The sequence below is a fragment of the Paenibacillus rhizoplanae genome (genome assembly GCF_042684125.1).
GTDB lineage: Bacteria > Bacillota > Bacilli > Paenibacillales > Paenibacillaceae > Paenibacillus_AQ > Paenibacillus_AQ rhizoplanae.
This window is the reverse complement of the sequence record NZ_JBHUKY010000054.1, coordinates 203770-225884: the sequence shown is the minus strand read 5'-3', so window position 1 is coordinate 225884 and position 22115 is coordinate 203770. Positions and strand designations below refer to the sequence as shown.

The following is a 22115-nucleotide window of genomic DNA, read 5'->3' as shown; positions in this document are numbered from 1 at the left end:
AGGAGAGTAGACCTTGCAGGAAGCAGCAGCTATTGAAAACTTACTCCAGAGAAAGCAGGACAATGAAGCTGCCGTCGCTGTAATGATGTGTGGAGTAGCGGGATCGGGCAAGACGACCTTTGCGCTCAAGCTGGAGCAGGAGGGATTCGCCCGGCTGTCCATCGATGAGGATATCTGGAGTACCCATGGCCGTTATGGCCTTGATTACCCGGAAGAGGCTTATGAATCCTTCAAAGAGCAGTCGGAACGCAAGCTGCGTAAGGAGCTAATAGAGCTGCTTGCCGGAAAGCGCCATGTCGTGGTTGATTTCAGTTTCTGGCAGCAGCGAAGACGCGACGAATACAAACAGCTGATCGAGCAGCACGGCGGGCAGTGGGTTTTGGTTCACCTGAAGGTAGAGCCGGAAGAGCTGCGCCGAAGGCTCCGCATCCGCAGCGCTCGCTTTGACGCCAATGCGGCATTCACCATTACCGAGGAGATTCTGACCCGTTTCCTGAACGGATTCGAGACGCCGGCGGGAGAAGGGGAATGGGTCATTGAAGCATAACATGACATGAAGCGGGATACCGGGACTGTGATGTCGAATACAGGCTTGCCGCAGCCTTTGCAGCAGCCTGTGATTTTGCGTGAGGATTGCTCTATGTGATATACTTCGGGGAGCCTGATCCCATGCATCTGGCACTTTAATCTCTTAATCTCACAATGGGTGAAAGAAATCTTGTGAGAAAAACTCACATACCATTGACACGCCATATTAGGAAATGTACAATGAGATGAGAAAAAGATCATTGGAAGGTTGGATGAGTCATGGGTGATGAAATCCGCAGAAATATGGCATTATTCCCTATTGGAATCGTAATGAAGTTAACTGATCTATCTGCCAGACAAATTCGTTATTATGAGCAGCACAGCCTGATCGTACCTGCGCGTACCTCCGGCAACCAGCGTTTGTTCTCTTTTAATGATGTCGAACGTCTGCTTGAGATCAAGGCGTTGATTGAGAAGGGTGTAAATATTGCCGGCATCAAGCAGGTGATGAATCCTGTCTCGAAGGAATCTGAAGAAGCTACGGTTATTACCCCTGACACAGAGGTGAGACGTAGAGAGTTGTCTGATTCGCAGCTTCACCGTCTGCTGAAGCAGGAGCTGGTTTCCGGTAAAAGACCGGGACAAGTGTCTCTAATCCAAGGTGAGCTATCCCGGTTTTTTAATAAATAATATAGAGCTGTTGAAAGGGAGAGGGTAACGTGAGCTTTACTAAAGAGGATATTCTGCGCATTTCCAAGGACGAGAACGTCCGGTTTATTCGCCTGCAATTCACCGATTTGCTGGGAACGATCAAGAATGTTGAGATTCCAGTAAGCCAGCTTGAAAAAGCACTCGACAATAAAATGATGTTCGATGGCTCTTCCATCGAAGGTTATGTGCGGATTGAAGAATCCGACATGTATCTGTTTCCGGACCTGAGCACTTGGGTAATCTTCCCTTGGGTGACAGACAGCCGTGTAGCACGTTTGATTTGTGATGTGTACATGCCGGACGGAACACCGTTTGCCGGAGATCCGCGCGGTATCCTCAAACGTTGTCTGCAGGAAGCGGAAGAAATGGGCTTCACTGCTATGAACGTTGGACCTGAGCCGGAATTCTTCCTGTTCAGAACTGATGAGAAGGGCAATCCGACCACTGAGCTGAATGACCAGGGTGGATATTTCGATTTGGCGCCGATGGATCTTGGGGAGAACTGCCGTCGTGAGATCGTGTTGACATTGGAGGAAATGGGCTTTGAGGTTGAAGCTTCCCACCATGAAGTGGCTTCCGGCCAGCATGAGATTGACTTCAAATACGCCGATGCCATCAAGGCAGCGGATCAGATTCAGACCTTTAAGCTTGTCGTGAAGACGATAGCCCGTCATCACGGCCTGCATGCAACCTTTATGCCTAAGCCTTTGTTCGGCATGAACGGATCGGGTATGCACGCCCACCAATCCCTGTTCAATGGCAGCGAGAATATGTTCTACGATGAGAGCGATAAACTGGGTCTTAGCAAGACAGCCCGTTATTACATGGCAGGGATTCTGAAGCACGCACGTGCTTTTGCTGCAATCACCAACCCGACGGTTAACTCTTACAAACGTCTGGTTCCAGGTTATGAAGCACCTTGCTATGTTGCATGGTCTGCAAGCAATCGCAGCCCGATGATCCGTATTCCGGCTTCGAGAGGGCTTAGTACACGCGTTGAGGTTCGTAATCCGGACCCGGCGGCTAACCCGTACCTTGCACTGGCTGTAATGTTGAAGGCAGGTCTCGATGGAATCAAGCGTAAGCTGGATCTTCCAGCGCCGATTGACCGTAACATCTATGTCATGTCCGAAGAAGAGCGGATTGAAGAAGGCATTCCAAGCCTGCCGTCCGATCTGAAGGAAGCCCTGAACGAAATGATCCGCAGCCACGTGATCACCGAAGCCCTAGGCGAACATGCCTTGGCCCACTTCTACGAGCTGAAGGAAATCGAATGGGATATCTACCGCACCCAGGTCCACGAGTGGGAAAGAGATCAGTACATGACGCTTTACTAGGATACAGCAGCCCTTGGCGCTATACGCGCTGGGGGCTTTTTTGTATTTGTGGGAAGTTGAGGGGGAGTTATGATAAAAGAGGACATTATCACAAGGTTACCATATTTGTGAGTGTAGAAGTCTGAAGTGCTTTGCACACTTCCGTGACCCGAATATCTCTTGAAAATATTTAGCTACATGCTCTATCAACAGACTAGAGATGACGTCATTGCTTCACTGGCGAGTACGCTGATATTCAGTGGTGATTTGGACTTCGTAACAATCGATTATGGACTGGGTAGGAAGAAAGATGGTGAAATCGATTAAGATAACTCAACAACTGTGACGGGTAGATAACTGGAGAAGTTTTTTGCCCAACAACATAATATGGCGTGAATTCCGTAGTGTACCAGCATGAGTCCCAAATATAATAAAGATATTGAGGCGAGGGCCTTCTTACTATTACATATCTGGTTGCGGTAATCTGTGACGGGCATATCACCCCGCAGCTCATGCCTACCACTTCCTGGCGACCGTGAATCTCAGTGGCTAAAGATATGGATCGAGAACGTATCGGTCTGGACGTGCTAATAAGTTTCTGACATTATAAAAACAGTCGAGGACTGAACGCCATTTTTACTGACGATATAGCGATGTTCTGCTAATCTTTGGATAGAGGTGATTTGATGAAAACAACTGAGTACATAGCAATATATGCTGCAATAATAGCTACATCAACTTTTGCGTGGAATGTCTTAACTTGGAGACTCAATAAACGAAGACTTAAATTGGAATGTAGAATTGTTTATTTAAGAGGGACGGAAGAAAGCCCGTATGCTGGTGATTTTGTTGAATACAAATTGATTAATCTAACAGATAAACCATTACGAGTGAAGAGTATTTCAGGGACAATTAACATGAGTGAGGGGAGGGGGTATTTTTCACTAGCGGATGTTGGCAATTCAGAAACCATAAGTCCAATGGATTCTATACTTTTTTATAAAGAGGCACCTCATATTTTTCATATGAGACTCAGGGCGCTCTACGTTGAGGATTCTTTGGGTAGGAAATATAAGTTAAAGAGATCCGTTTTAAGGAGATTAAAGAGTAAAAGCCAAGAGTATTCAAACACCTACGAAAGTGGCGAAGATCTCATTGCTTATAATCCACCGTTGAGAGCGGTTGATTGACACTAAATAAATCCGCAGCACTACAGAATCAAATAATTGATACATTGTACATATAACAAATCCCTCTTTACCAAGAGCGCCCACTGAAGCGCTTTTTCTTTTGCTCAGGAAAGTTTTCCTTAACACTATATTGGAGGTGATGAAATGAAGTTCGTACAACCAATACGAGATCCCCAAAAACTAGATGCTATAAAGAAATACTTATATTTCAAAAATATTCGTGACTTCATCATCTTCTTTGTTGGAATCAATACAGGATTTCGCATATCAGACATACTTCCACTTACAGTCCGAGATGTAAAAGGTACTCACATTACAATAACCGAAAAAAGACAAAGAAAGTAAAGAGTGTGCATATTCGTAAATCACTTCGGAAAGCACTCGATGCCTACATCAAAGAAAAAGCCGATTTTGAATATTTGTTTCCCAGCAGGAAGCGTAAAAGAGGAAAGGCATATCCGATCACACCAAACATGGCGTACAAAATTATTAGAGGCGCTGCCAAAGAGCATAATCTTGAAGAGATCGGTACGCACTCCATGAGGAAGATATTCGGTTATAGATTGTACCTCGAAACGAAGGACATAGCGTTACTAATGGATCACTTCAATCATTCGGAGGAAAAGGTGACTCTGAGGTATGTAGGGCTACTACAGGATACCCTAGACGATGCTTTAGAGGACTTTGAACTCTAACGAATGTACTACAATAGGGTCATGATGAATTCATTTGAGGGAGTAAAGAACAAAACAAATCACATCAATGAAAATCCGTACTTTACGAATGACATACAATATATATTAAAGTGAATTCAATTAACAAATATTAGTAGAATACAGCAAGCAGCCAAAGCCTGAGTTCAATCTGAGGCTTATTTTCATTAGTAACGTTTGACCTATTTAGACCTTTAAAATGAGGGTCCAACTCAAATACGCAGTAAGGCCGAGGTGAAGTTAGTTGACAAGAGAGAAAAGCCCGGATCGTGAAAAGGCGCTGAAGATGTGGTTGAAGAGTGGGCGGCAGAAAAAATCCACTGAAATCGCGGCAGACCTTGGGATCAACCCTTCAATGGTTCGTAGGTGGAAAAGCACTGATCAATGGGATGAAATACCGGCATCTGGCAGACCGCGAGGAGCTAAGAAGGGCAACCAAAATGCAAAGGGGAACAAAGGCGGTAAGGGTGGGCCTGAAGGAAATCAGAAGGCGCTCAAGCATGGGTTTTTTAGTAAGTTCATGCCTCAGGACCCTGAGTTCATGGAGATCCGCGAGATTGTTGAAACCATGAGTCCGGCAGATATGCTCTGGGAAAACGTAATTAGTCTGTATCAACGGCTTATTTGGGGACGCCGTATCACGCATGTTAAGGATAAGGACGATGTTACAAAGGTTCTTAAAAAGAAAAAGCCCGGCATGTTTGGAACCGAGCAAGAGTGGGAGTATCAACAAGCCTGGGATAAGTACAATAGCGACATAAAAGCAGAGGCTACCGTCATGAAGGAACTCAGATCAGCAATAAAGCAGTTCATTGAGATTGCTCCAGAAAAAGATGAGCGCCGCCTGAAGCTGGAACGTATGAAAATTGAGATTGAGAAGACACGACTTGAAATTGAGAAACTCAAAAACGGAGGCGGAGATTCTGAGGATGATCTAATAGAAAATTGGGTTGAAGCAGTTACTGCTGAAGGGGACGCTAAATAAAGATTGATAGGAATGTTTTAACTACGAAATTATGAGCATGAATATAATTCGATACTGAGTTGGAAACTTTGAATGATTGAGCGGAAGTACCGGCGAGTCAACTCAAGGGCGATTTATATATTGGCCTGTGCATTAGGATTAGAAGTATTAGTTGATGTAATTTAAAAAAGGGGAGGATACCCCCCTTTTTTTTATTGACCTGGATTCCATTCACCTTGTTCATCGTAATTCATAGATTTTGACCAACCGCCAGCATTCCAAAACGTATCAAACAAAGGCTTAAGGGATCTCGCTAAAGCATATGGATTCTCAGGGAAAGTTTCGAAAATTACTTCGGGTAAAAGAATGTTGTTTTTTGTGAATCCATCATTATCAGGACCCCAAATTTCAGGGGACACAGCAAGTTTGAAATTTTTAATTCCATTTACTGAAAGCAGCAATACTACTGGAGGGACAATGCGAAGATTTTTAAGTTCTATAAAATATCTATTTAATTTTTCAATTATATTCTTTTCAAAAGCAACAGAAGGAATTAGATTTTTCTTGCTATCTACTTTAATCATGCCTTTATCTACTGCTTCAATAATGCCATTGCGGAAAATTTGTACATACGAATGCGGATGTTCATTAACAGAAAATTTTGAGAATGTTACGAATCCCTCAAGATTAAATCTAAAGTCACTTATTGATCCGTATAAAGGAGGGAGAGTCGTTGGTTCTTGATGAAATCTAGTTAAGTCATACAGCTGATTTCCCCAAGCATTGTAGGGAATAAGGTGTAAAGTAATAAAGCAGGAATTATTTAAGAGCGAAACACTAGCCTCGTTTATTTGTATTAATGAATTTCGTTCAGCCTGGAAATCTCTTATTCGATGAGACATGACAGAAGTGTTAAGAAAACTTGAACGAATTTCTGTTATGTCCATCTGATGTTTTCCAGCAGAATTTCGGGTGAAAAATTTCTGGCTTTTTTTTAAGGTCATCATATGTGGAGAGTTAAAGCTATTTGGGATTCGTATAACTAAAATAATATTTTTATTAGAAAGAGGAATTGCTTGAGTTTGAATGCCGAAAATTCTCGGCTCTACGCCTGTTCGAATTAAATTTTCGTACTTTAAAATAACTGAATCAATATCATCAATGTCTAAGCCAGGAAAACTAGTAGGTACACCTTTAGTCGCTGAAACTCCAAATAAAATATCCCCTCCGCCAGCATTAGCAAATGAAGAGACATCGGCTAGAAATTCTTTTTTCGCCTCTTCTTGATCGGAGGGGAGCATTTCTTTGTATTCAATTACCCTACTTTCCTGTACTTCGGACTCTTTTAAATATATTAAATCGTCCTCATTTATTTGTTCTATTGTTTTATGCATTAAACTCATTTCAGTTCCCCCTTTTATCATGACCGTTTTTTGACCGGAATTTGACCGCACAATGACCGTCTATTAGGCTTTTAACATGATATATTTGTACTGTGGAAATTAGAAGAGAGTGACACGTACGGCCGCACTTGCGGCGCTTATCCGGGGAGTACCTCCTCTCGCTTTTTCTAAGAAAACATTTGAAGTAGCTTGAAGATCATGGCTATTGATGCACCACCAAAAAGCATTTTTAATATGACTGGTTTAAAAGCTTCGCTCACTCTATCCATAAGTATAGTCACCTCCGTTATTTGTAGGACTAAAGTTCGACACCAAAAGAGGGAATTCCTTCCTTTGTGACGAATACAGACCTATACGATCATACTCGCGGAGGGGTTTCAAGTGGCAAGAAGAAAGAGTAAGGCAAAACAAGAAGAAGAGTTTTTTCAGGGATTGGCTGGCTTAGCAGCAATGGGACTAGCACTCGGAGGATACTATTTTACCAAAACCTTACAGGGCGCTATAGTTGGAGCGGCTATCGGTGTGGCTGTTGTAGTTGCATTGATGATTGTGATAGGGCAGAAGCGGGCCGAACGCTTAAAGAAATCTGGTATTGCTGAGATTGATAAAATGGAAGGCGTGCAGTTTGAGCAGTACCTTGGTCATTTGTTCCGATCTCAAGGATACAAAGCTGAGGTTACTCAAGCAGCCTGTGATTACGGTGCCGATCTGGTCCTAGCAAAAGACGGAAAACGAATTGTTGTCCAAGCTAAGCGGTACAGCAAAAATGTCGGTCTGAAGGCAGTACAAGAGGTTCGTGGGGCAGTTTCACATTACGGTGCCTCAGCTGCTTGGGTTGTAACGAACAGAGATTATACTGAGCAGGCTTACAAGCTAGCAAAATCAAATAATGTGCGTCTCATTGGCCGTGAAGAGCTTATTGAAATGCTTCTGCAAATGAGAGAGAAGATAACAGCTGTAAAAAAAGCCAATAAAGCTAAGACGAGCGCTTAACGCGAAATAGTGAGAAATAAACAGTATGATATGTGAATAGATGTGCTCAAGACCTATATTCACCGATGGTATCATTGACTCTTATTTCATCGGCTCTGTAAAATGGTCTTGTCCGCCTTTGTTACAAAGTCCGTAAAGATTTTAAGCAAAGAGCGCAGCGCATTTGCTGCGGATGCGGAGCGGACGCCACTGATCTGGACCTGCTCAATGCACGGCGTAACTGTATACATATTCCGAAGTCGCTCATTATTGGGCGGCTTTTTATTATGTAAATAAGGAGTTAAAGTAGCAATGAATAAAAAACGAATCCATTATATTGGCCTGCCCCAGCAACCGCAGAAGTGTAAACAGTGTATCTGGGGCAGGTAAGAAGGTTCTTCGCAGTTTTGTTTAAGCATTAAATGTCAAATTAATATGAAGAAATCTGGAATTGATTAAATTTTTCCCGGAAAATTAAATAATATCAATAATAATAAACAGGAATGCCACTTGCTCTCCATCGAAATGCGACATATGGTTTTAATCCGAACGTTGGTGAAGCTGTCTGACCAAGTAGGAGATTCCTTCCTGAATATTTTATGGCACCTGCTTTAAAATCTACAGTGTCATAGTTCTGAAATACTTCAATAGGATTATTTCCGGATATAGCCTGTCTTATCGCATTTGCAGCAAGTTCTTTAGCTTGATTTATTATAGCATTAGGGAAATTTTCACCGCTTTGTAATAACGAAGAAACTGTACGGTTAATCAAGTTTTCAATCCAGAGATAAAAAGGAGCCGGGTTCTCGGCAAAAATGGAAACACCTACAGAAACAATCCCTATCATTGCATCCTGTTCTGTAATGTCATCAGCCCAAGCGACATTCCATGGAGGAGGTCCACTTTCGACTTGGGCTTTTAAATCAAACTTATTAGTTTCATATCCTGTCGTGGGAAACTCAGGAACTTTGAAGTCGGGAACTTTGAAGTCGGGAACTTTGAAGTCGGGAACTTTGAAGTCGGGAACTTTGAAGTCAGGAACTTTGAAGTCGGGAACTTTGAAGTCGGGAACAGGGATGTTAGGGACAGGGATGTTAGGAAGAGAAACGTTAGGAATGGATATTTTTGGTAAAAAACCTGCCATGATTTCAACTCCTTTTGATATTTGAACTTAGTATTAACATCAGTATTAAAAATTATGGATGGAGACTTATGGGTAAGATCCATCCTGTCGTAGAGAAAAAAACGACTCAAATCAAAAAAAGGGCTAACCAACAAGGTTGCCCTTTTTGCTCATCTCAAACGCTTGGATTTTACTACAGTTGTTTTAAACAAGTAAAACGCTGCTAGTGCATTACAGATAGTCGGAGTCGTACTCAGAATTATCGTAAACATCAAATTTCGCTCCCCTCCAATATTGTCACCTTAACTATCGCTGCATAGGTGAATTTGGTTGAGAGCATTGAAATTATTTTTAAGGAGTGGGTTAAGTAGACATTAGAATTATGCCAATTGAGCAGCTCAATGCAGCTGTCTATAATCCCCGCATCTGCCTTCAACCAGGAGACCCAGAGTATGAGAAGCTTCGCCGCAGCCTGGACGAATTTGGCTACGTTGACCCAATCGTTTGGAATGAGCAGACTGGTAACATGGTCGGTGGTCATTAGCGGTATAAAGTCCTAGTATATGAGCAGGACCGTATCAGTAGTCAACTCGAACCCGGAGCGGGGCGGTTGCTGAACCTTGCTCCTGAACAAAGTGTCTGGCCGCTGGGATGATGAAGCCTTAGCACATCTGCTGAATTAACTACAGATGAATGAGATTTAATGAATAAATATGAAAAAAGAGCCGTTCATAGGCTCTTTTTTGTTGAAAATCGATGATTTTTTTATATTTATTTATTAACCGGTTAGGTAGGGGAGATCACCCCTTCCTAACCGGTCAGACACTAAGGTCTGACCAACATGATTGTTACCCAAATTCCCAAAAACCCAAAGGAAATATAAGTCTCCTTCATGGTGGTCTACCTCCTGATTTAGTTATTGTGAAACAATCTTATTGTATTCAATAAAAGTACGTTCTATGCATGGATTTTCTTTGGGAGGTGGAAATGTAGCATGGACAGAGAACGCAGTAATGCCAAAGTTAGTGGATGCTAAAATATAAGTAGATCCTAAGATTAATTTTAGAGTGAACAATTGGGGGGCATTTGTAATGCATAAGACGGAGAGTATTACAAAAAGAATGATAGCTTTCAAACAAAGGATACCGATTTATCGAAAGAGCCCGAAAACGTTCTTTAAAGAGATCCTTAACTTTATCCCAGATCAATGGCAAGATGAAGTTTCAAGTGATATTGCAAATCATCGCTTCGTGACAGTTCGATCAGGCCAAGGAGTGGGAAAGACGGCTCTTGAAGCAGCTATAGCGTTATGGTTCCTATGCTGCTTTCCGTATCCCCGAGTGGTTTGTACAGCACCTACAAGGCAGCAACTAAACGATGTCCTATGGGCAGAGATAGTTAGTGGCAATCTAAAAGCCCGATCCTCAAACGTATCCTCAAATGGACCAAAACAAAGGTTTACATGAAGAACCATGAGGAGCGCTGGTTTGCTACAGCAAGGACAGCGACCAAGCCGGAAAATATGCAGGGGTTTCATGAGGATTACATGCTGTTCATTGTAGATGAAGCCTCCGGCGTAGATGATAGGATCATGGCTGCAATTTTCGGTACGCTATCAGGTGAATTTAATAAGCTATTCATGTGCGGGAACCCAACTAAAACAAGTGGGTTCTTTTTTGATTCTCATAATAGAGACCGAGGTATATACAAGACGCATCAAGTATCATGCCTGGACAGTCCACGCACAAGCAAAGAGAATATTGAAATGCTCAAGCGCAAGTATGGTGAGGGCAGTGACGTTTACCGAGTTCGTGTGCAAGGTCAGTTTCCACGAGGTGAGGCCGGCACATTCATAACGCTTGAAGCTGCGGAACATGCAGCCAAAGAGGTCCAAATCAAGGTTACCGGAACAACACTGGTCATCGGTGTAGACGTTGCCCGTTATGGTGATGATGAAACGGCGATGTATGCCGGTATAGGCAAAAAGACAGTCGGCCAGCAAAGCCACTTCAAAAGAAAGCACGATGGTCACGGTGGGAAATGCGATTCGATTAGCTAAAGATATGTTACAGCAGTATCCAGAGGTCGAGCATGTAAAGTTCAATGTCGATGATACAGGTGTCGGCGGTGGCGTAACGGATCGTCTGATCGAAGTCATTAACGAAGAAGGTTATGGCTGGGAGGTAGTGCCGGTTAACAATGGTTCATCATCTTTGGATGATTACTGTGCCGACCTAGTCACGGAGATGTGGCGGTCTATTAGGACGGACTTGGAAAGCAATTTGACCAACTTTATTAATGGAGAACCGGGGGTTATGCAGATACCCGATGACGATACTCTAGTCTCGCAGCTGGCTACAAGAAAGTGGCGTATGACCTCAACAGGTAAGATGATCTTGGAGAGCAGGATGATATGAAAAAGCGTGGTCTCGTTCGGAGAATTCATGGTTGAAACACCAGAACATATCATGGTTCCGTCAATTGGCGGCGTGACTATCGGACGGCAATATACATGTGATGCTTCCTAGTATTGGAGCGTCTCCATAAAGCGCAATTGATTACCAAATAATGCTTTATTAACATTTCATCATTTGATAGAATTGAGCAAATGATGATGAATGGAGAATAGGATTATGATAATCAGTATGGCATTTCATAAAGAACTTCAATCTGCGCTTAATTCAAAGTATCTTTCAAGCGAAGATTTTGATATATCAACAAAAAGAGAGCAAAAAGGTGGGTTAAGCGTTACAATTACTTATTTATATAACCCTCAATTTGAGCTATATTTCAAAACTGGAGATCAAATAAACTTAAGTAGAAAACCTGGAGAAATGGCAGAAAGCGAGAATCTTGTCGTTGTTGGAAAAGGTGGAATATTATCGGCTATTAACCAGTGGTTGAACAATATCGAGGATGAAACGAAGGCCGCCCCGATATTAAGAGAATTGGTGGAACATAAAGCCGAGGTAAACCGCCAATTATCAGATTTAGAAAATTCAGTTAAAGATATTGGCCAAGGTGATTTTACTAGAGAAGAAATAGCAAACTTGATTGAGAAATTAAACAAATTTCAAGAAGAATTTGAGGCAAGGTTGGAGGAGGAAATTCAGGACAAACAAAAATTAAGAAATGAACTCAATAATGTTGATAAAGAAATCGAATTTCTCAAGTCACAAATTCAACTGCTCACTAAGGAAAATTGGATTAAATCATTATTAGTAAAATCAATGAATTGGCGTAAGCGTAATCCCAAAACAATGAGTGCATTAGTTGCACTAACTAGAGAGATGTTGCCAGAAGGGGTTAGGGATCACGTTCCTGATGCCATTGTAGATTTAATAGCCCCTACTAATGAAGAATAGTCAATTATACGTAGTAACACCGAATAAAACCAATGATATTATTAATCCATAGAAGTATGAAAGATTACAGAAGGTCAGGAAACTTTTCCTGCCTTCTATTTTTATGCCATGAATAAACAAAAAGCCGCCATAAATATGGGCTTACAGTCCCCCGTGAGCGCGAGGGGGGTATTTTATATTGTGCTGAAGACATACCAAAAAAACAGGCTTCCCAAAAATAGCACAGCAGTCATGCCAAGCAGCACTCCAAGAATGACTTTTTCGGTTCTGTTATATTTCTTCAAATGATCACCCGATGTTCTTAGATTATTCTTCAATGGGAACCGAGGACCGGAAGGCATACCATAGCAGTCCATAAGCTATTAAGAAGTAAAGCAGTACACCCAGTATGGATATGGACAGAAGAATGATGATAACTTTATTTCCATTCATACATTTACCTCCTAAATAAAAAAACTCTCCCGATTTTTAGTGTGGGGGAGAGAGTGAAGATGAAGACGGAGACGGAGCAAAGCCCTTACATCATAATATAAAGGAATTATAACTCCAAATCAAATCATTTTACATACTATTCCATCTCCTATATACTTAACCAGAAGAGAATTCGAGTGGGAGATATGGGAGTGGATGATGAAGAATACATATAAGATTATGCTTTCGCTGATGCTCATCCTGGCGTTGATAGGTCCGGTGGCTGGGGCGGAAGGAGTGGCTGTGCCTGCGGAGACCCGAGAGAGGCTTATGGAGCAATATGGGCTGGATGCACCGGCTCAGCCGGTGTGGGATTGGAGCAGCATGGATATCGGAGGCAGTGGAATTGTAGATGGGATGCTGTTCGTGTGCCGGATGATGATGAATCCACTGGGGGTCATGTTGCAAGAGATGCTGTATATTCTGTAGTTGAGGGGGAAAAGAATGAATTCGCGTTATGATACGCCGAGTCCTGCACGCAGAGTCCGCAGAAGATCGGGCGGTAAATCGTTACTGGTCCTTATCCTTGTTGTTCTGGTTGTGATGGCTGTTACGAATCCGGGGAAGGAAGCATTCAGTGAATATTCTGTAAAGAATCTGGAGAATACGCTTGATCAGGAAATAGGCGACGGAATTACCAAGCTGGTAGCCCAGCCTGTAGTTGAGTCATTGACTGAGAGGGATAACTACATTTTATTCTCTGTATTCAGTGTGCCGGACCTTAAGAAGACCAATTTTTTTAGCGGGGATGGCGGGGCTACTAAGAAATATATTGGATTGTTCAAAATCCTTTTTATCAAGCTGTAAATTTGGTTTACATATTGTTCCATAACCCGGTATAATTAAATAGATTGTTGGCGGAATCTTTATATCATGGTTGTGGAACAAGGAGGAACGAAGTTGAATACGGCTTATAAAGTACTGTCCAGTGATGCTGATCTATTCGCTGCCGCACTGGCACAGGTACAGGTCTACGTCGTTCAGCTGGTTGATGGCAAACCGCATGTGATTGCTGATTATGCCGGACCTGTACAGAAATGGACACCGGAGTACATAGTGCTGGCCGGAATGACTTATAGACGCGATGAATTTGAATTCCGGGTACGATTGAACAAGAAGTGAGCAGATTCGCTGCCCGCTAACCGCTGCTCCTAACATTACTGCCGAATCACACAATCTTCTACGGTATATTCAGCATCTCTTATACTATCCAAGTGTAAAAGAGGTGTTAAGATGACCCAAAGAGAACGCAACAGAATCCGCAGAGCCATTAATGTGCTGCTTACCCAGAGAGCGATCCTGCTGGAGCGGCTTGAAGAAATCAATGAGAATCTGCGCAGTGTGCCTAGAGGTTCGCGGGCCAGAAGAGAGCTATTGGCGGCCAGAGCCTCCATCCGTGAAGCCATTCGCCTGAATACAGCTGCCATTCGCTTGTTACGGAGTGTGCTGCTGTAATCTGTATCCGCCCTGGTGGCTGAGATGATGCGAACAAGACACCCCTTCGGGGGTGTTTTTGTCGTGAGATCCGGGAGCAGCAGGTTGCAGCTGCGGTCTATTCTCTAATCGTAACACGCGTGCCGATAGGTACGGTGGCGGCCAGAGCCAGAACATCTGCGTTATACATACGGATACAGCCGTGAGAGACCATGTGGCCGATGGAGGACGGGTCGTTGGTTCCGTGGATGCCGTAATGCGGCTTGGACAGACCCATCCAAAAGGCACCGAACGGGCCGCCCGGATTGGGCTGCTTGTTAATGATGGTGTACTCGCCTACTGGCGAGACGGTTAACATTTTGCCGATGCCGACAGGGAAGCCTCTGGTGACAACGTCATTATCCAGCAGGTACAGCATACGCTGTGACAGATCGACGATAATTCGATAATTGGGCATACAGATCAGCACTCCTTTAATATCAGGATATGTGCGGAGCCGTACAGCGGTTCACAGAAAAAGTGGCAAAAAAGCCGTATGCGAACAAATGTTTGCATACGGCTTTTTTGCCACTACGCTAAGTGAAATAAACAGAAAACAGGCTGCTTCGCATGGTGCGGAGCAGCCTGTTCTGAAGCGGGGAGTAGATTAGTGGATATCGCGGAATAATCCGATGACCCGTCCCAAAATCGTAACGCGGTTAAGGCGAAGAGGCTCGTACGCCGGATTCTCCGGCTGCAGCCTGATATGATCCCGTTCCTTGTAGAAGGTCTTAACAGTTGCTTCATCTTCTTCGGTCATCGCTACAACAATATCGCCGTTGTCGGCAGTCTGCTGCTGGCGCACGATGACATAATCCCCGTTCATAATTCCGGCATCCACCATACTGTCACCAAGGACAGATAGCATAAATACCTTGTTATCGCCTACATAATGAGCAGGCAATGGGAAGTAATCCTCAATATTCTCTGTAGCTGTAATAGGAACACCAGCTGTAACCTTACCCACTACCGGGATGCGGGTGACGGTCTGGACGAATTGATGCACATTCTCTGAATCTTCCTGCCCGAGTAACTCAATGGCACGCGGTTTCGTAGGGTCGCGCCGGATCAGGCCCTTCTTCTCAAGCCGGTCCAAGTGACCATGCACGGTAGAGCTGGAGGCCAGGCCGACAGCCTCGCCAATCTCGCGGACGGACGGAGGATAACCCTTGCTGCGGACTTCATTACGTATAAATTCCAGGATCGCCAGCTGACGACTAGAAATCTTTGACATCGGAATCAACCCCATATACTATGTTTGGGAAAATTATAACATAGAACTTCCGTTCGTACAAACATAAGTTCTAAAATGAGGAAAATAAGAGAGTGAAAATAAAGAGAACAAACGTTCCGAAAAAACTATTGATCGAAACACATGTTCGTGTTATATTATTTTCGAAAGCAAGAACATGTGTTTGGAGGATGATGATAATGTTAAAGTATAGTACATACAACAGCATCTATAATAATGAGGATATCAAGGTGTCCGCTCCCGGTAATCCAACTGCTCATAATTATGTTAGCAAGATCAAGGATGCGATTCTTCATACTCTCGCTGCGCTCTCATGGTTATTCCGTCAGGTCAGCCTGATGAAGATGGTTCTGGTGCTGATGCTTGTTATTTCGGGATTCACTGTGGTGGGGAATGTTTTTGCCGGTTCGGTCTCTTCCATGAAGCCAGATAAGCGGATCGTAGTCGAACGAGGGGATACCTTATGGAGCCTTGCGTTAAGTAACAAGCCTGAGGACATGAAGACAGCCGTATATATAGAAGGAATAATGAAGACGAATCATTTGGAGAACAGCGTCATTAAGGCCGGAGATATTCTGATTTTACCTTTATACTGAAGGAATGAAGCAGACTAATGATCGACTCAAAGAGCTTTCAGGGGGTAGACCTTGACAAGCTCTTTTTCTCATGGCAAAGTTAAAATGAATTTAGAGGGAGGGAAACGTATTGAATATTGACGAATTGGTCGCACGCATCAATGAACTGGCACGCAAAGCTAAGAACGGCGGCCTGAATGAAGAGGAATTGGCCGAACGTGCCAAGCTCCGTGAGATTTACCTGGGGAATATCCGCAGCAACTTTCGGGCCCAGCTTAATACCATCGAAATTGTGGACAATCCGGAGCATGAAGAAGGCAATAACGGACTTAAGCATTAGCCTGTTGCCTTTTCATAGATAATACAGGATGACTAGGGGGAACTCACATGGCCCGTTCTTGGGAAAGAATGGTTCAACGCAACACAAAGCAAATTAACCAGCAAAGAAAGAAGCAGGGGAAGGATTCCATTTATGCTTCCAGCACTAAGGCTACCGCAAAAAGCATCGATATTTTCAAAGGCCGGAATATTATATTCCCCGTTGTATTGATGCTGCTTGGCATCATGTTCTGGGTGGTCGGCTCGATTGACGAAGCAAAAGGAAGCGGGATTCTGGCCAACTGGCTGGGTGTAGTGCTGTATTTCCTGCTCGCTGCGCTGCTGTTCTTCCGCCGTCCGTTCCTTAAGGTTGAACGTGCGCGTATTTCTACTATTAAATATAACCGCGAACGCTTCCTGCCTGCGGCGGATATTGAGAAGATCACCTTATCGCGCAGTGTAGTTACTATTAAGTATAAGGGCAAGCGCAAGCAGTGGATTTTCTCCAAGCTGATTAACCGTTATGACACCGCTGCAATGGGTGAACGTCTGGAGCAATTCGCCAAGAACAACAACATTGAAGTCGTGCACGAATAGGAAGACAGATCAGGATATAGGGAGTGGGAGAACAAATGCCGATTACCGCCGTACTATTTGACCTTGACGACACACTGCTGTGGGATGACCGTAGCGTGGAAGAAGCCTTCCGCTGCGCTTCTGAGGCTGCCGGAGATTCCGTTGATCCGCAGGAGCTGGAAGCTGCTGTGCGCAGGGAAGCCCGTGCACTCTATGAATCCTATGAGACGTATCCATTCACGAAGCTGATCGGTATTAATCCTTATGAAGCGCTGTGGGCTAACTTCACTGCCGGTGAACAGCCGGAATTCCGTCAACTGGAACAGCTTGCCCCCGTCTACCGTACCGAATCCTGGCGCCGTGGCCTGGCCTCGCTCGGAGTTGAGGATGAAGCGCTGGCTGCCCGGCTGGCCGACAAGTTCGCCGCTGAGCGCCGCAGCCGTCCCTATATCTATGAAGAGACCCTTCAGGTGCTGGACGAGCTGCGTGGTAAGGTGAAGCTGCTGCTGCTGACGAACGGCTGCCCGGCACTTCAGCAGGAGAAGCTGGATGGTGTACCGGAGCTTACTCCGTATTTTGACCATATTGTGATTTCGGGAAGTTTCGGCAAAGGCAAGCCGGACAAAGGAATCTTCGAGCATGCGCTCGGCCTGCTGGATATTGCTCCGGAGCAAGGTGTAATGGTTGGCGATAAGCTTACTACGGATATTCTTGGTGGCTTGTCTGCCGGACTGACCACGGTCTGGATCAACCGTAATGCGAAAGCCTCCGACCCGGAGATTACGCCGGATTACCAGATCAGCCATCTTTCAGAGCTTCTGCCGCTGGTAGACTCCTTATAATTGAAACATCTGTGTTTTTAAAATTGTAAAAGGTCAAAGAGCAACGGTCCTCCCGTCACTGGAGAATTGTTGCTCTTTGTTTTTTTATTTAAAAAGTATTTTCGCACCCCGCTTAAACAACGGTCCGTTCGCGGAGCGTCCACCCTAGTGCTCACAATCAAGGATATGACTATTCTCATGTTAAGGAGTGAATCATGCAGCTTCTTTAAGGCAAATTGAATAAAATGTGTATAATAAGAAGAGTAGCGATCTGACTTTCATTGTAATATAGAATTGATATGTTCCATGGATGAAGAAGAATCTACCTATGAACCGGGAGGACTTCAGATGATGAAGCCAAGGATACGCAGGGGACTTATATGCATAGTGATGGGGATGACGCTTGCCGGATGCTCGGGGAATAAGGAAGATGAGATGCAGATGCAGATGCATGCTGCGGCTAACTCCTCCATGTCACCGATTAAGGTGGAGCTGAGCTGGACCCCGGAGCAAGTAAACGCAGGTACGGCAGTTAGCTTCAAGGCTGTGGTGACACAGGACGGTGAACCGGTAGATGATGCTAGAGAAGTAATGTTTGAGGTCAACGAGGCAGCGGATAAGACCCAGAAGGTTGAAATCAAGGGTGAAAGTGCTGGAGAAGGGGCTTATGTCGGGGAGCACACCTTTGAAGAGGCGGGCGAATTCAGTGTCACTTCACATGTGACTGCCCGGACGCAGCATTCCATGCCGAGTAAGAAACTTGTGGTAGCGCCGTAATAGAATTGAAATCAATGGAAATACAAATAAAGCAGGGTGGAAAGGAAGGCTTTCCGAAATCCCTTTATTCTGCTAAAATTACTCTAATGTTTCACTGGGGGGATGGAAAGTGGCCAAATACACACTTGCTGAGAGCTTGCAGCAGCGCATATTGATACTGGATGGAGCTATGGGTACCATGATTCAACAGGTGCCGCTCACCGGCGAGGATTTCGGCGGGGATGACCTGGATGGCTGTAATGAAATGCTGGTGCTGACCCGGCCGGAGGTTATACAGGATATTCATGAGAAATACCTGGAGGCCGGTGCGGATCTGATTGAGACGAACACCTTCGGTGCCACTTCAGTGGTGCTTGCCGAATATGATATACAGGATCGTGCCCGGGAGATTAACCTTGCGGCCGCCAGACTTGCACGTAATGCCGCAGATAAATATGATACACCGCAGCGCCCGCGTTATGTAGTTGGAGCTATGGGACCGACCACGAAAACGCTCTCTGTCACCGGAGGAGTCACGTTCAAGGACCTTGTAGACAGCTATGAAGAACAGGCGGTTGCCCTGATCGACGGCAAGGTGGACGCGCTGCTGCTGGAGACATCCCAGGATACTCTGAACGTGAAGGCTGGAAGCATTGGTATCCGTAACGCCTTCGAGAAGAGCGGAATTACGCTGCCGGTGATGATCTCGGGGACCATTGAACCTATGGGAACCACGCTGGCTGGACAGAATATCGAAGCCTTCTATATTTCACTGGAGCATCTGAAGCCAGTGTCCATCGGATTGAACTGTGCTACAGGACCGGAGTTCATGCGTGATCACATCCGCTCGCTGTCCGCGATCTCTTCTGCAGCCGTCAGCTGCTACCCGAATGCGGGTCTGCCGGATGAGAACGGGAATTATCATGAGTCCCCGGATTCCCTGGCCCGTAAGCTGGGCGGCTTCGCCGAGAAGGGCTGGCTGAACATTGCCGGCGGCTGCTGCGGAACCACACCGGATCATATACGTGCGATGGCTGAAGTTATGGCGGCCTACCCGCCGCGCAAGCTTGATGGCCAGCATCCCCCGGCCTTGTCGGGGATCGAGCCGGTGTACGTGGAGAGTGAGAACCGTCCATACATGGTCGGTGAACGGACCAATGTTCTTGGTTCCCGGAAGTTCAAACGTCTAATCGTTGAGGGAAAATATGAGGAAGCTTCGGAGATTGCCCGTGCCCAGGTGAAGAGTGGCGCACAGGTTATTGATGTCTGCGTCCAGGACCCGGACCGGGATGAGACGGAAGACATTATGCGGTTCCTGGAGCTGGTCGTGAAGAAGGTCAAGGTGCCGTTAATGATCGATACGACGGACCCGAAGGTTATTGATTTGGCCTTGCAGTATTGTCAGGGCAAAGCGATCATTAACTCCATTAACCTTGAAGATGGTGAAGAGAAGTTCGAGCTTGTCACGCCACTGATTCATAAATACGGGGCAGCGATTGTAGTAGGTACCATCGATGAGACCGGCCAGGCCATCTTGGCTAAAGACAAGCTGGAGGTGGCCAGACGTTCCTACGATTTGCTGGTCAACAAATATGGTCTGGCTCCCGAGGATCTGATCTTCGATACCCTTGTGTTCCCTGTAGGAACCGGGGATGAGCAGTATATCGGCTCCGCCAAGGAGACGATTGACGGTATTCGTCTGATCAAGGAGGCTATGCCCGCTGTTCACACCATTCTCGGCATCAGCAATGTCTCCTTCGGTCTGCCGGAAGCCGGCCGCGAGGTTCTGAACTCGGTATTCCTGTACGAGTGCACCAAGGCGGGGCTGGATTATGCCATTGTGAACACGGAGAAGGTGGAGCGGTATGCATCGATCTCTGAAGAAGAGCGGAAGCTCGCTGAAGAGCTGATCTATAATACAAATGACGATACCTTGTCTGCGTTTGTGGCGGCTTTTCGCGGCAAGAAGATAGAGAAGAAGGAGAAAATCTCCAATCTCTCCTTGGAGGAGCGCCTTGCTTCCTATGTGGTAGAAGGCACTAAGGAGGGTCTGATCCCGGATCTGGATGAAGCGCTGAAGACATCGGCTCCGCTGGAGATCATTAATGGTCCGCTGATGGCGGGGATGTCTGAGGTCGGGCGGCTGTTCAATAACAATGAATTAATTGTGGCCGAGGTGCTGCAGAGCGCGGAGGTTATGAAGGCCTCTGTGAATCATCTGGAACAGTTCATGCAGAAGGATGAGACCTCTGTTAAAGGGAGAATTATGCTTGCAACTGTCAAGGGTGATGTGCATGATATCGGCAAAAACCTGGTCGAGATTATTCTCTCCAACAACGGTTATGAGATCGTCAATCTGGGGATCAAGGTTCCGCCAGAGAATATTATTGAAGCCTTCCGCAAGGAAAAAGCTGACGCCATCGGCTTATCCGGTCTGTTGGTAAAGTCGGCCCAGCAGATGGTGCTGACTGCGCAGGATCTGCGCGCCGCCGGTATTGATGTGCCGATTATGGTGGGTGGTGCGGCATTGACCCGCAAATTCACCAAGACCCGAATCCGTCCGGAATATGACGGGCTCGTCTTATATGCCAAGGATGCCATGGATGGTCTGGATATTGCCAACCGGCTGATGAACCCGCTGGAGCGGGTGAAGATTGAGGAGGAGGTCCGCGAGGAGGCTGAGGCTGCCGTAGCTGTCGCTCCGCAAGCGCCCCTTCCCGAGCTTACGCGGGCAGTCCGCTCCAAGATCTCGGGGGATGCCCCAGTGTTCATCCCACCCGATGTGGAGCGTCATGTCCTGCGGGGTTATCCGCTGGGACATGTGATTCCTTATGTGAATATGCAGATGTTGCTCGGCCATCATCTTGGTCTGCGCGGTTCTGTAGAGGCGCAACTGGCAGCGCGGGATCCGCGTACCGTAGAATTGAAAGAGACCGTGGACGATATTCTGCATCAGGCGATGCTCGAGGGCACGATCGTGCCGCATGCGATGTACCAGTTCTTCCCGGCCCAGTCACGCGGCAATGACATTCTGATCTATGATCCGCAGGATCAGGCAAAGGTGCTGCATACCTTCACCTTCCCGCGCCAGAATGTGGAGCCGTATCTCTGTCTTGCTGACTTCCTGAAGCCAGTGGAGAGCGGGGTCATGGACTATGTAGGCTTCCTGGTGGTTACTGCGGGCCATGGCGTCCGTGAATTATCGACTGTACTTAAGGATAAGGGAGATTATCTCCGTTCCCATGCTCTGCAGGCTGTCGCTCTTGAGGTCGCGGAAGGGTTGGCTGAACGTGTCCATCATATGATGCGCGATACCTGGGGGTTCCCGGACCCGGCAGATATGACGATGAAGCAAAGACACGGCGCACGTTACCAGGGTATCCGGGTATCCTTCGGCTACCCGGCCTGCCCGGATCTGGAGGATCAGGGGCCGTTATTCAAGCTCCTGAAGCCCGAGGATATCGGCGTGCAGCTTACCGAGGGCTTCATGATGGAGCCGGAGGCTTCGGTCTCCGCGATGGTCTTTGCCCACCCGGAAGCGCAATACTTCAATGTGGAGAAGCTCTAAGCCTTCCGCATGCTCACCGT

The 22115-nt window shown here is 45.8% G+C and carries 25 protein-coding genes and 1 pseudogene; 20 read left to right on the top strand and 6 right to left on the bottom strand.

The window, feature by feature from the left end; translation table 11 throughout:
• The first annotated feature begins 13 nt into the window (after positions 1 to 13).
• The 6 genes and pseudogenes from ACFSX3_RS24650 to terS all read left to right on the top strand — a co-directional run bounded on the left by ACFSX3_RS24650 (position 14) and on the right by terS (position 5443).
• Entirely contained in the window at positions 14 to 547 is a 534-nt protein-coding gene (locus ACFSX3_RS24650) for an AAA family ATPase (protein WP_379256433.1), read from the top strand.
• 260 nt (positions 548 to 807) lie between these two features.
• Positions 808 to 1218 carry a MerR family transcriptional regulator gene (locus ACFSX3_RS24645; RefSeq protein ID WP_019910684.1) on the top strand — a complete coding sequence of 137 codons (411 nt, stop codon included), beginning with the start codon at positions 808 to 810 and terminating at the stop codon, positions 1216 to 1218.
• Between the two features lie 29 nt (positions 1219 to 1247).
• Complete coding sequence (gene glnA, locus ACFSX3_RS24640) at positions 1248 to 2576, top strand: type I glutamate--ammonia ligase (protein WP_209989681.1); 1329 nt, start codon at positions 1248 to 1250, stop codon at positions 2574 to 2576.
• Between the two features lie 665 nt (positions 2577 to 3241).
• The gene (locus tag ACFSX3_RS24635; protein WP_209989683.1) at positions 3242 to 3745 is read left to right on the top strand and encodes a hypothetical protein; all 504 of its coding nucleotides are present in this window, start codon (positions 3242 to 3244) and stop codon (positions 3743 to 3745) included.
• A 144-nt stretch (positions 3746 to 3889) separates the two neighbouring features.
• Positions 3890 to 4440, top strand: a pseudogene (locus tag ACFSX3_RS24630) (tyrosine-type recombinase/integrase).
• Between the two features lie 262 nt (positions 4441 to 4702).
• On the top strand, positions 4703 to 5443 hold the full coding sequence (terS, locus tag ACFSX3_RS24625) for a phage terminase small subunit (RefSeq protein WP_209989687.1): 741 nt from the start codon (positions 4703 to 4705) through the stop codon (positions 5441 to 5443).
• A gap of 191 nt (positions 5444 to 5634) precedes the next feature.
• On the opposite strand, the gene ACFSX3_RS24620 is transcribed toward terS, so the two are convergent.
• A complete protein-coding gene (locus ACFSX3_RS24620) occupies positions 5635 to 6825 on the bottom strand; it encodes an AlbA family DNA-binding domain-containing protein (RefSeq protein WP_209989690.1) in 1191 nt (396 codons plus the stop codon).
• 381 nt (positions 6826 to 7206) lie between these two features.
• Here ACFSX3_RS24620 and ACFSX3_RS24615 point away from each other — a divergent pair, with 381 nt between their 5' ends.
• Positions 7207 to 7818, top strand: coding sequence for a restriction endonuclease (locus tag ACFSX3_RS24615; RefSeq protein WP_379256436.1), 612 nt, complete (start codon positions 7207 to 7209; stop codon positions 7816 to 7818).
• A 463-nt stretch (positions 7819 to 8281) separates the two neighbouring features.
• On the opposite strand, the gene ACFSX3_RS24610 is transcribed toward ACFSX3_RS24615, so the two are convergent.
• Both ACFSX3_RS24610 and ACFSX3_RS24605 read right to left on the bottom strand, forming a co-directional pair.
• Positions 8282 to 8941 (bottom strand): hypothetical protein, encoded by a 660-nt coding sequence (locus tag ACFSX3_RS24610; protein WP_209989692.1) that lies wholly within the window; start codon positions 8939 to 8941, stop codon positions 8282 to 8284.
• A 250-nt stretch (positions 8942 to 9191) separates the two neighbouring features.
• Complete coding sequence (locus tag ACFSX3_RS24605; RefSeq protein ID WP_379256437.1) at positions 9192 to 9461, bottom strand: hypothetical protein; 270 nt, start codon at positions 9459 to 9461, stop codon at positions 9192 to 9194.
• A 921-nt stretch (positions 9462 to 10382) separates the two neighbouring features.
• Here ACFSX3_RS24605 and ACFSX3_RS24600 point away from each other — a divergent pair.
• The 3 genes from ACFSX3_RS24600 (at position 10383) to ACFSX3_RS24590 (ending at position 12285) form a co-directional block, all read left to right on the top strand.
• Positions 10383 to 10979, top strand: a complete 597-nt coding sequence (locus ACFSX3_RS24600) for a hypothetical protein (protein ID WP_379256438.1) — start codon at positions 10383 to 10385, stop codon at positions 10977 to 10979.
• The gene (locus ACFSX3_RS24595) at positions 10945 to 11337 is read left to right on the top strand and encodes a hypothetical protein (protein ID WP_379313364.1); all 393 of its coding nucleotides are present in this window, start codon (positions 10945 to 10947) and stop codon (positions 11335 to 11337) included. Before ACFSX3_RS24600 ends, ACFSX3_RS24595 begins: the two co-directional genes overlap by 35 nt.
• A 216-nt stretch (positions 11338 to 11553) precedes the next feature.
• A complete protein-coding gene (locus ACFSX3_RS24590; protein ID WP_209989699.1) occupies positions 11554 to 12285 on the top strand; it encodes a hypothetical protein in 732 nt (243 codons plus the stop codon).
• Between the two features lie 306 nt (positions 12286 to 12591).
• Here ACFSX3_RS24590 and ACFSX3_RS24585 read toward each other — a convergent pair whose 3' ends face one another.
• Complete coding sequence (locus ACFSX3_RS24585) at positions 12592 to 12717, bottom strand: hypothetical protein (RefSeq protein WP_379256440.1); 126 nt, start codon at positions 12715 to 12717, stop codon at positions 12592 to 12594.
• A 195-nt stretch (positions 12718 to 12912) separates the two neighbouring features.
• Between ACFSX3_RS24585 and ACFSX3_RS24580 the strand changes: the two genes are divergently transcribed.
• From ACFSX3_RS24580 to ACFSX3_RS24565, 4 genes are all read left to right on the top strand, one after another.
• Positions 12913 to 13185, top strand: a complete 273-nt coding sequence (locus tag ACFSX3_RS24580) for a hypothetical protein (protein ID WP_209989701.1) — start codon at positions 12913 to 12915, stop codon at positions 13183 to 13185.
• Between the two features lie 15 nt (positions 13186 to 13200).
• Positions 13201 to 13563 (top strand): DUF4359 domain-containing protein, encoded by a 363-nt coding sequence (locus tag ACFSX3_RS24575; protein ID WP_209989704.1) that lies wholly within the window; start codon positions 13201 to 13203, stop codon positions 13561 to 13563.
• A 93-nt stretch (positions 13564 to 13656) separates the two neighbouring features.
• Entirely contained in the window at positions 13657 to 13878 is a 222-nt protein-coding gene (locus ACFSX3_RS24570) for a hypothetical protein (protein ID WP_036695469.1), read from the top strand.
• Between the two features lie 111 nt (positions 13879 to 13989).
• On the top strand, positions 13990 to 14211 hold the full coding sequence (locus tag ACFSX3_RS24565; protein WP_209989708.1) for a hypothetical protein: 222 nt from the start codon (positions 13990 to 13992) through the stop codon (positions 14209 to 14211).
• Positions 14212 to 14308: 97 nt separating this feature from the next.
• On the opposite strand, the gene ACFSX3_RS24560 is transcribed toward ACFSX3_RS24565, so the two are convergent.
• Both ACFSX3_RS24560 and lexA read right to left on the bottom strand, forming a co-directional pair.
• Positions 14309 to 14647 (bottom strand): L,D-transpeptidase, encoded by a 339-nt coding sequence (locus ACFSX3_RS24560; protein WP_209989711.1) that lies wholly within the window; start codon positions 14645 to 14647, stop codon positions 14309 to 14311.
• 189 nt (positions 14648 to 14836) lie between these two features.
• Entirely contained in the window at positions 14837 to 15463 is a 627-nt protein-coding gene (gene lexA / locus ACFSX3_RS24555) for a transcriptional repressor LexA (RefSeq protein ID WP_036695466.1), read from the bottom strand.
• 197 nt (positions 15464 to 15660) lie between these two features.
• Here lexA and ACFSX3_RS24550 point away from each other — a divergent pair, with 197 nt between their 5' ends.
• The 6 genes from ACFSX3_RS24550 to metH all read left to right on the top strand — a co-directional run bounded on the left by ACFSX3_RS24550 (position 15661) and on the right by metH (position 22095).
• Positions 15661 to 16077: a LysM peptidoglycan-binding domain-containing protein gene (locus tag ACFSX3_RS24550; RefSeq protein WP_209989714.1), complete on the top strand. Its 417-nt coding sequence runs from the start codon at positions 15661 to 15663 to the stop codon at positions 16075 to 16077.
• Positions 16078 to 16186: 109 nt separating this feature from the next.
• A complete protein-coding gene (locus ACFSX3_RS24545) occupies positions 16187 to 16396 on the top strand; it encodes a DUF896 domain-containing protein (protein WP_209989717.1) in 210 nt (69 codons plus the stop codon).
• 47 nt (positions 16397 to 16443) lie between these two features.
• Positions 16444 to 16971, top strand: coding sequence for a hypothetical protein (locus tag ACFSX3_RS24540; protein WP_209989720.1), 528 nt, complete (start codon positions 16444 to 16446; stop codon positions 16969 to 16971).
• A 35-nt stretch (positions 16972 to 17006) separates the two neighbouring features.
• The gene (locus ACFSX3_RS24535; RefSeq protein ID WP_209990208.1) at positions 17007 to 17792 is read left to right on the top strand and encodes an HAD family hydrolase; all 786 of its coding nucleotides are present in this window, start codon (positions 17007 to 17009) and stop codon (positions 17790 to 17792) included.
• A gap of 327 nt (positions 17793 to 18119) precedes the next feature.
• On the top strand, positions 18120 to 18548 hold the full coding sequence (locus ACFSX3_RS24530; protein WP_339218115.1) for a FixH family protein: 429 nt from the start codon (positions 18120 to 18122) through the stop codon (positions 18546 to 18548).
• Between the two features lie 169 nt (positions 18549 to 18717).
• Positions 18718 to 22095, top strand: coding sequence for a methionine synthase (gene metH / locus ACFSX3_RS24525; RefSeq protein ID WP_379258731.1), 3378 nt, complete (start codon positions 18718 to 18720; stop codon positions 22093 to 22095).
• Positions 22096 to 22115: the final 20 nt, after the last annotated feature.

What these genes read in the sequence shown, in the direction of transcription:
- ACFSX3_RS24645 (WP_019910684.1), top strand. Translation starts at nt 808, where the DNA reads ATGGGTGATGAAATCCGCAGAAATATGGCATTATTCCCTATTGGAATC.
- ACFSX3_RS24635 (WP_209989683.1), top strand. Translation starts at nt 3,242, where the DNA reads ATGAAAACAACTGAGTACATAGCAATATATGCTGCAATAATAGCTACA.
- ACFSX3_RS24620 (WP_209989690.1), bottom strand. Translation starts at nt 6,825, where the DNA reads ATGAGTTTAATGCATAAAACAATAGAACAAATAAATGAGGACGATTTA.
- ACFSX3_RS24610 (WP_209989692.1), bottom strand. Translation starts at nt 8,941, where the DNA reads ATGGCAGGTTTTTTACCAAAAATATCCATTCCTAACGTTTCTCTTCCT.
- ACFSX3_RS24605 (WP_379256437.1), bottom strand. Translation starts at nt 9,461, where the DNA reads ATGACCACCGACCATGTTACCAGTCTGCTCATTCCAAACGATTGGGTC.
- ACFSX3_RS24600 (WP_379256438.1), top strand. Translation starts at nt 10,383, where the DNA reads ATGAAGAACCATGAGGAGCGCTGGTTTGCTACAGCAAGGACAGCGACC.
- ACFSX3_RS24595 (WP_379313364.1), top strand. Translation starts at nt 10,945, where the DNA reads ATGGTCACGGTGGGAAATGCGATTCGATTAGCTAAAGATATGTTACAG.
- ACFSX3_RS24590 (WP_209989699.1), top strand. Translation starts at nt 11,554, where the DNA reads ATGATAATCAGTATGGCATTTCATAAAGAACTTCAATCTGCGCTTAAT.
- ACFSX3_RS24585 (WP_379256440.1), bottom strand. Translation starts at nt 12,717, where the DNA reads ATGAATGGAAATAAAGTTATCATCATTCTTCTGTCCATATCCATACTG.
- ACFSX3_RS24580 (WP_209989701.1), top strand. Translation starts at nt 12,913, where the DNA reads ATGATGAAGAATACATATAAGATTATGCTTTCGCTGATGCTCATCCTG.
- ACFSX3_RS24575 (WP_209989704.1), top strand. Translation starts at nt 13,201, where the DNA reads ATGAATTCGCGTTATGATACGCCGAGTCCTGCACGCAGAGTCCGCAGA.
- ACFSX3_RS24565 (WP_209989708.1), top strand. Translation starts at nt 13,990, where the DNA reads ATGACCCAAAGAGAACGCAACAGAATCCGCAGAGCCATTAATGTGCTG.
- ACFSX3_RS24560 (WP_209989711.1), bottom strand. Translation starts at nt 14,647, where the DNA reads ATGCCCAATTATCGAATTATCGTCGATCTGTCACAGCGTATGCTGTAC.
- lexA (WP_036695466.1), bottom strand. Translation starts at nt 15,463, where the DNA reads ATGTCAAAGATTTCTAGTCGTCAGCTGGCGATCCTGGAATTTATACGT.
- ACFSX3_RS24550 (WP_209989714.1), top strand. Translation starts at nt 15,661, where the DNA reads ATGTTAAAGTATAGTACATACAACAGCATCTATAATAATGAGGATATC.
- ACFSX3_RS24540 (WP_209989720.1), top strand. Translation starts at nt 16,444, where the DNA reads ATGGCCCGTTCTTGGGAAAGAATGGTTCAACGCAACACAAAGCAAATT.
- ACFSX3_RS24535 (WP_209990208.1), top strand. Translation starts at nt 17,007, where the DNA reads ATGCCGATTACCGCCGTACTATTTGACCTTGACGACACACTGCTGTGG.
- ACFSX3_RS24530 (WP_339218115.1), top strand. Translation starts at nt 18,120, where the DNA reads ATGATGAAGCCAAGGATACGCAGGGGACTTATATGCATAGTGATGGGG.
- metH (WP_379258731.1), top strand. Translation starts at nt 18,718, where the DNA reads ATGGGTACCATGATTCAACAGGTGCCGCTCACCGGCGAGGATTTCGGC.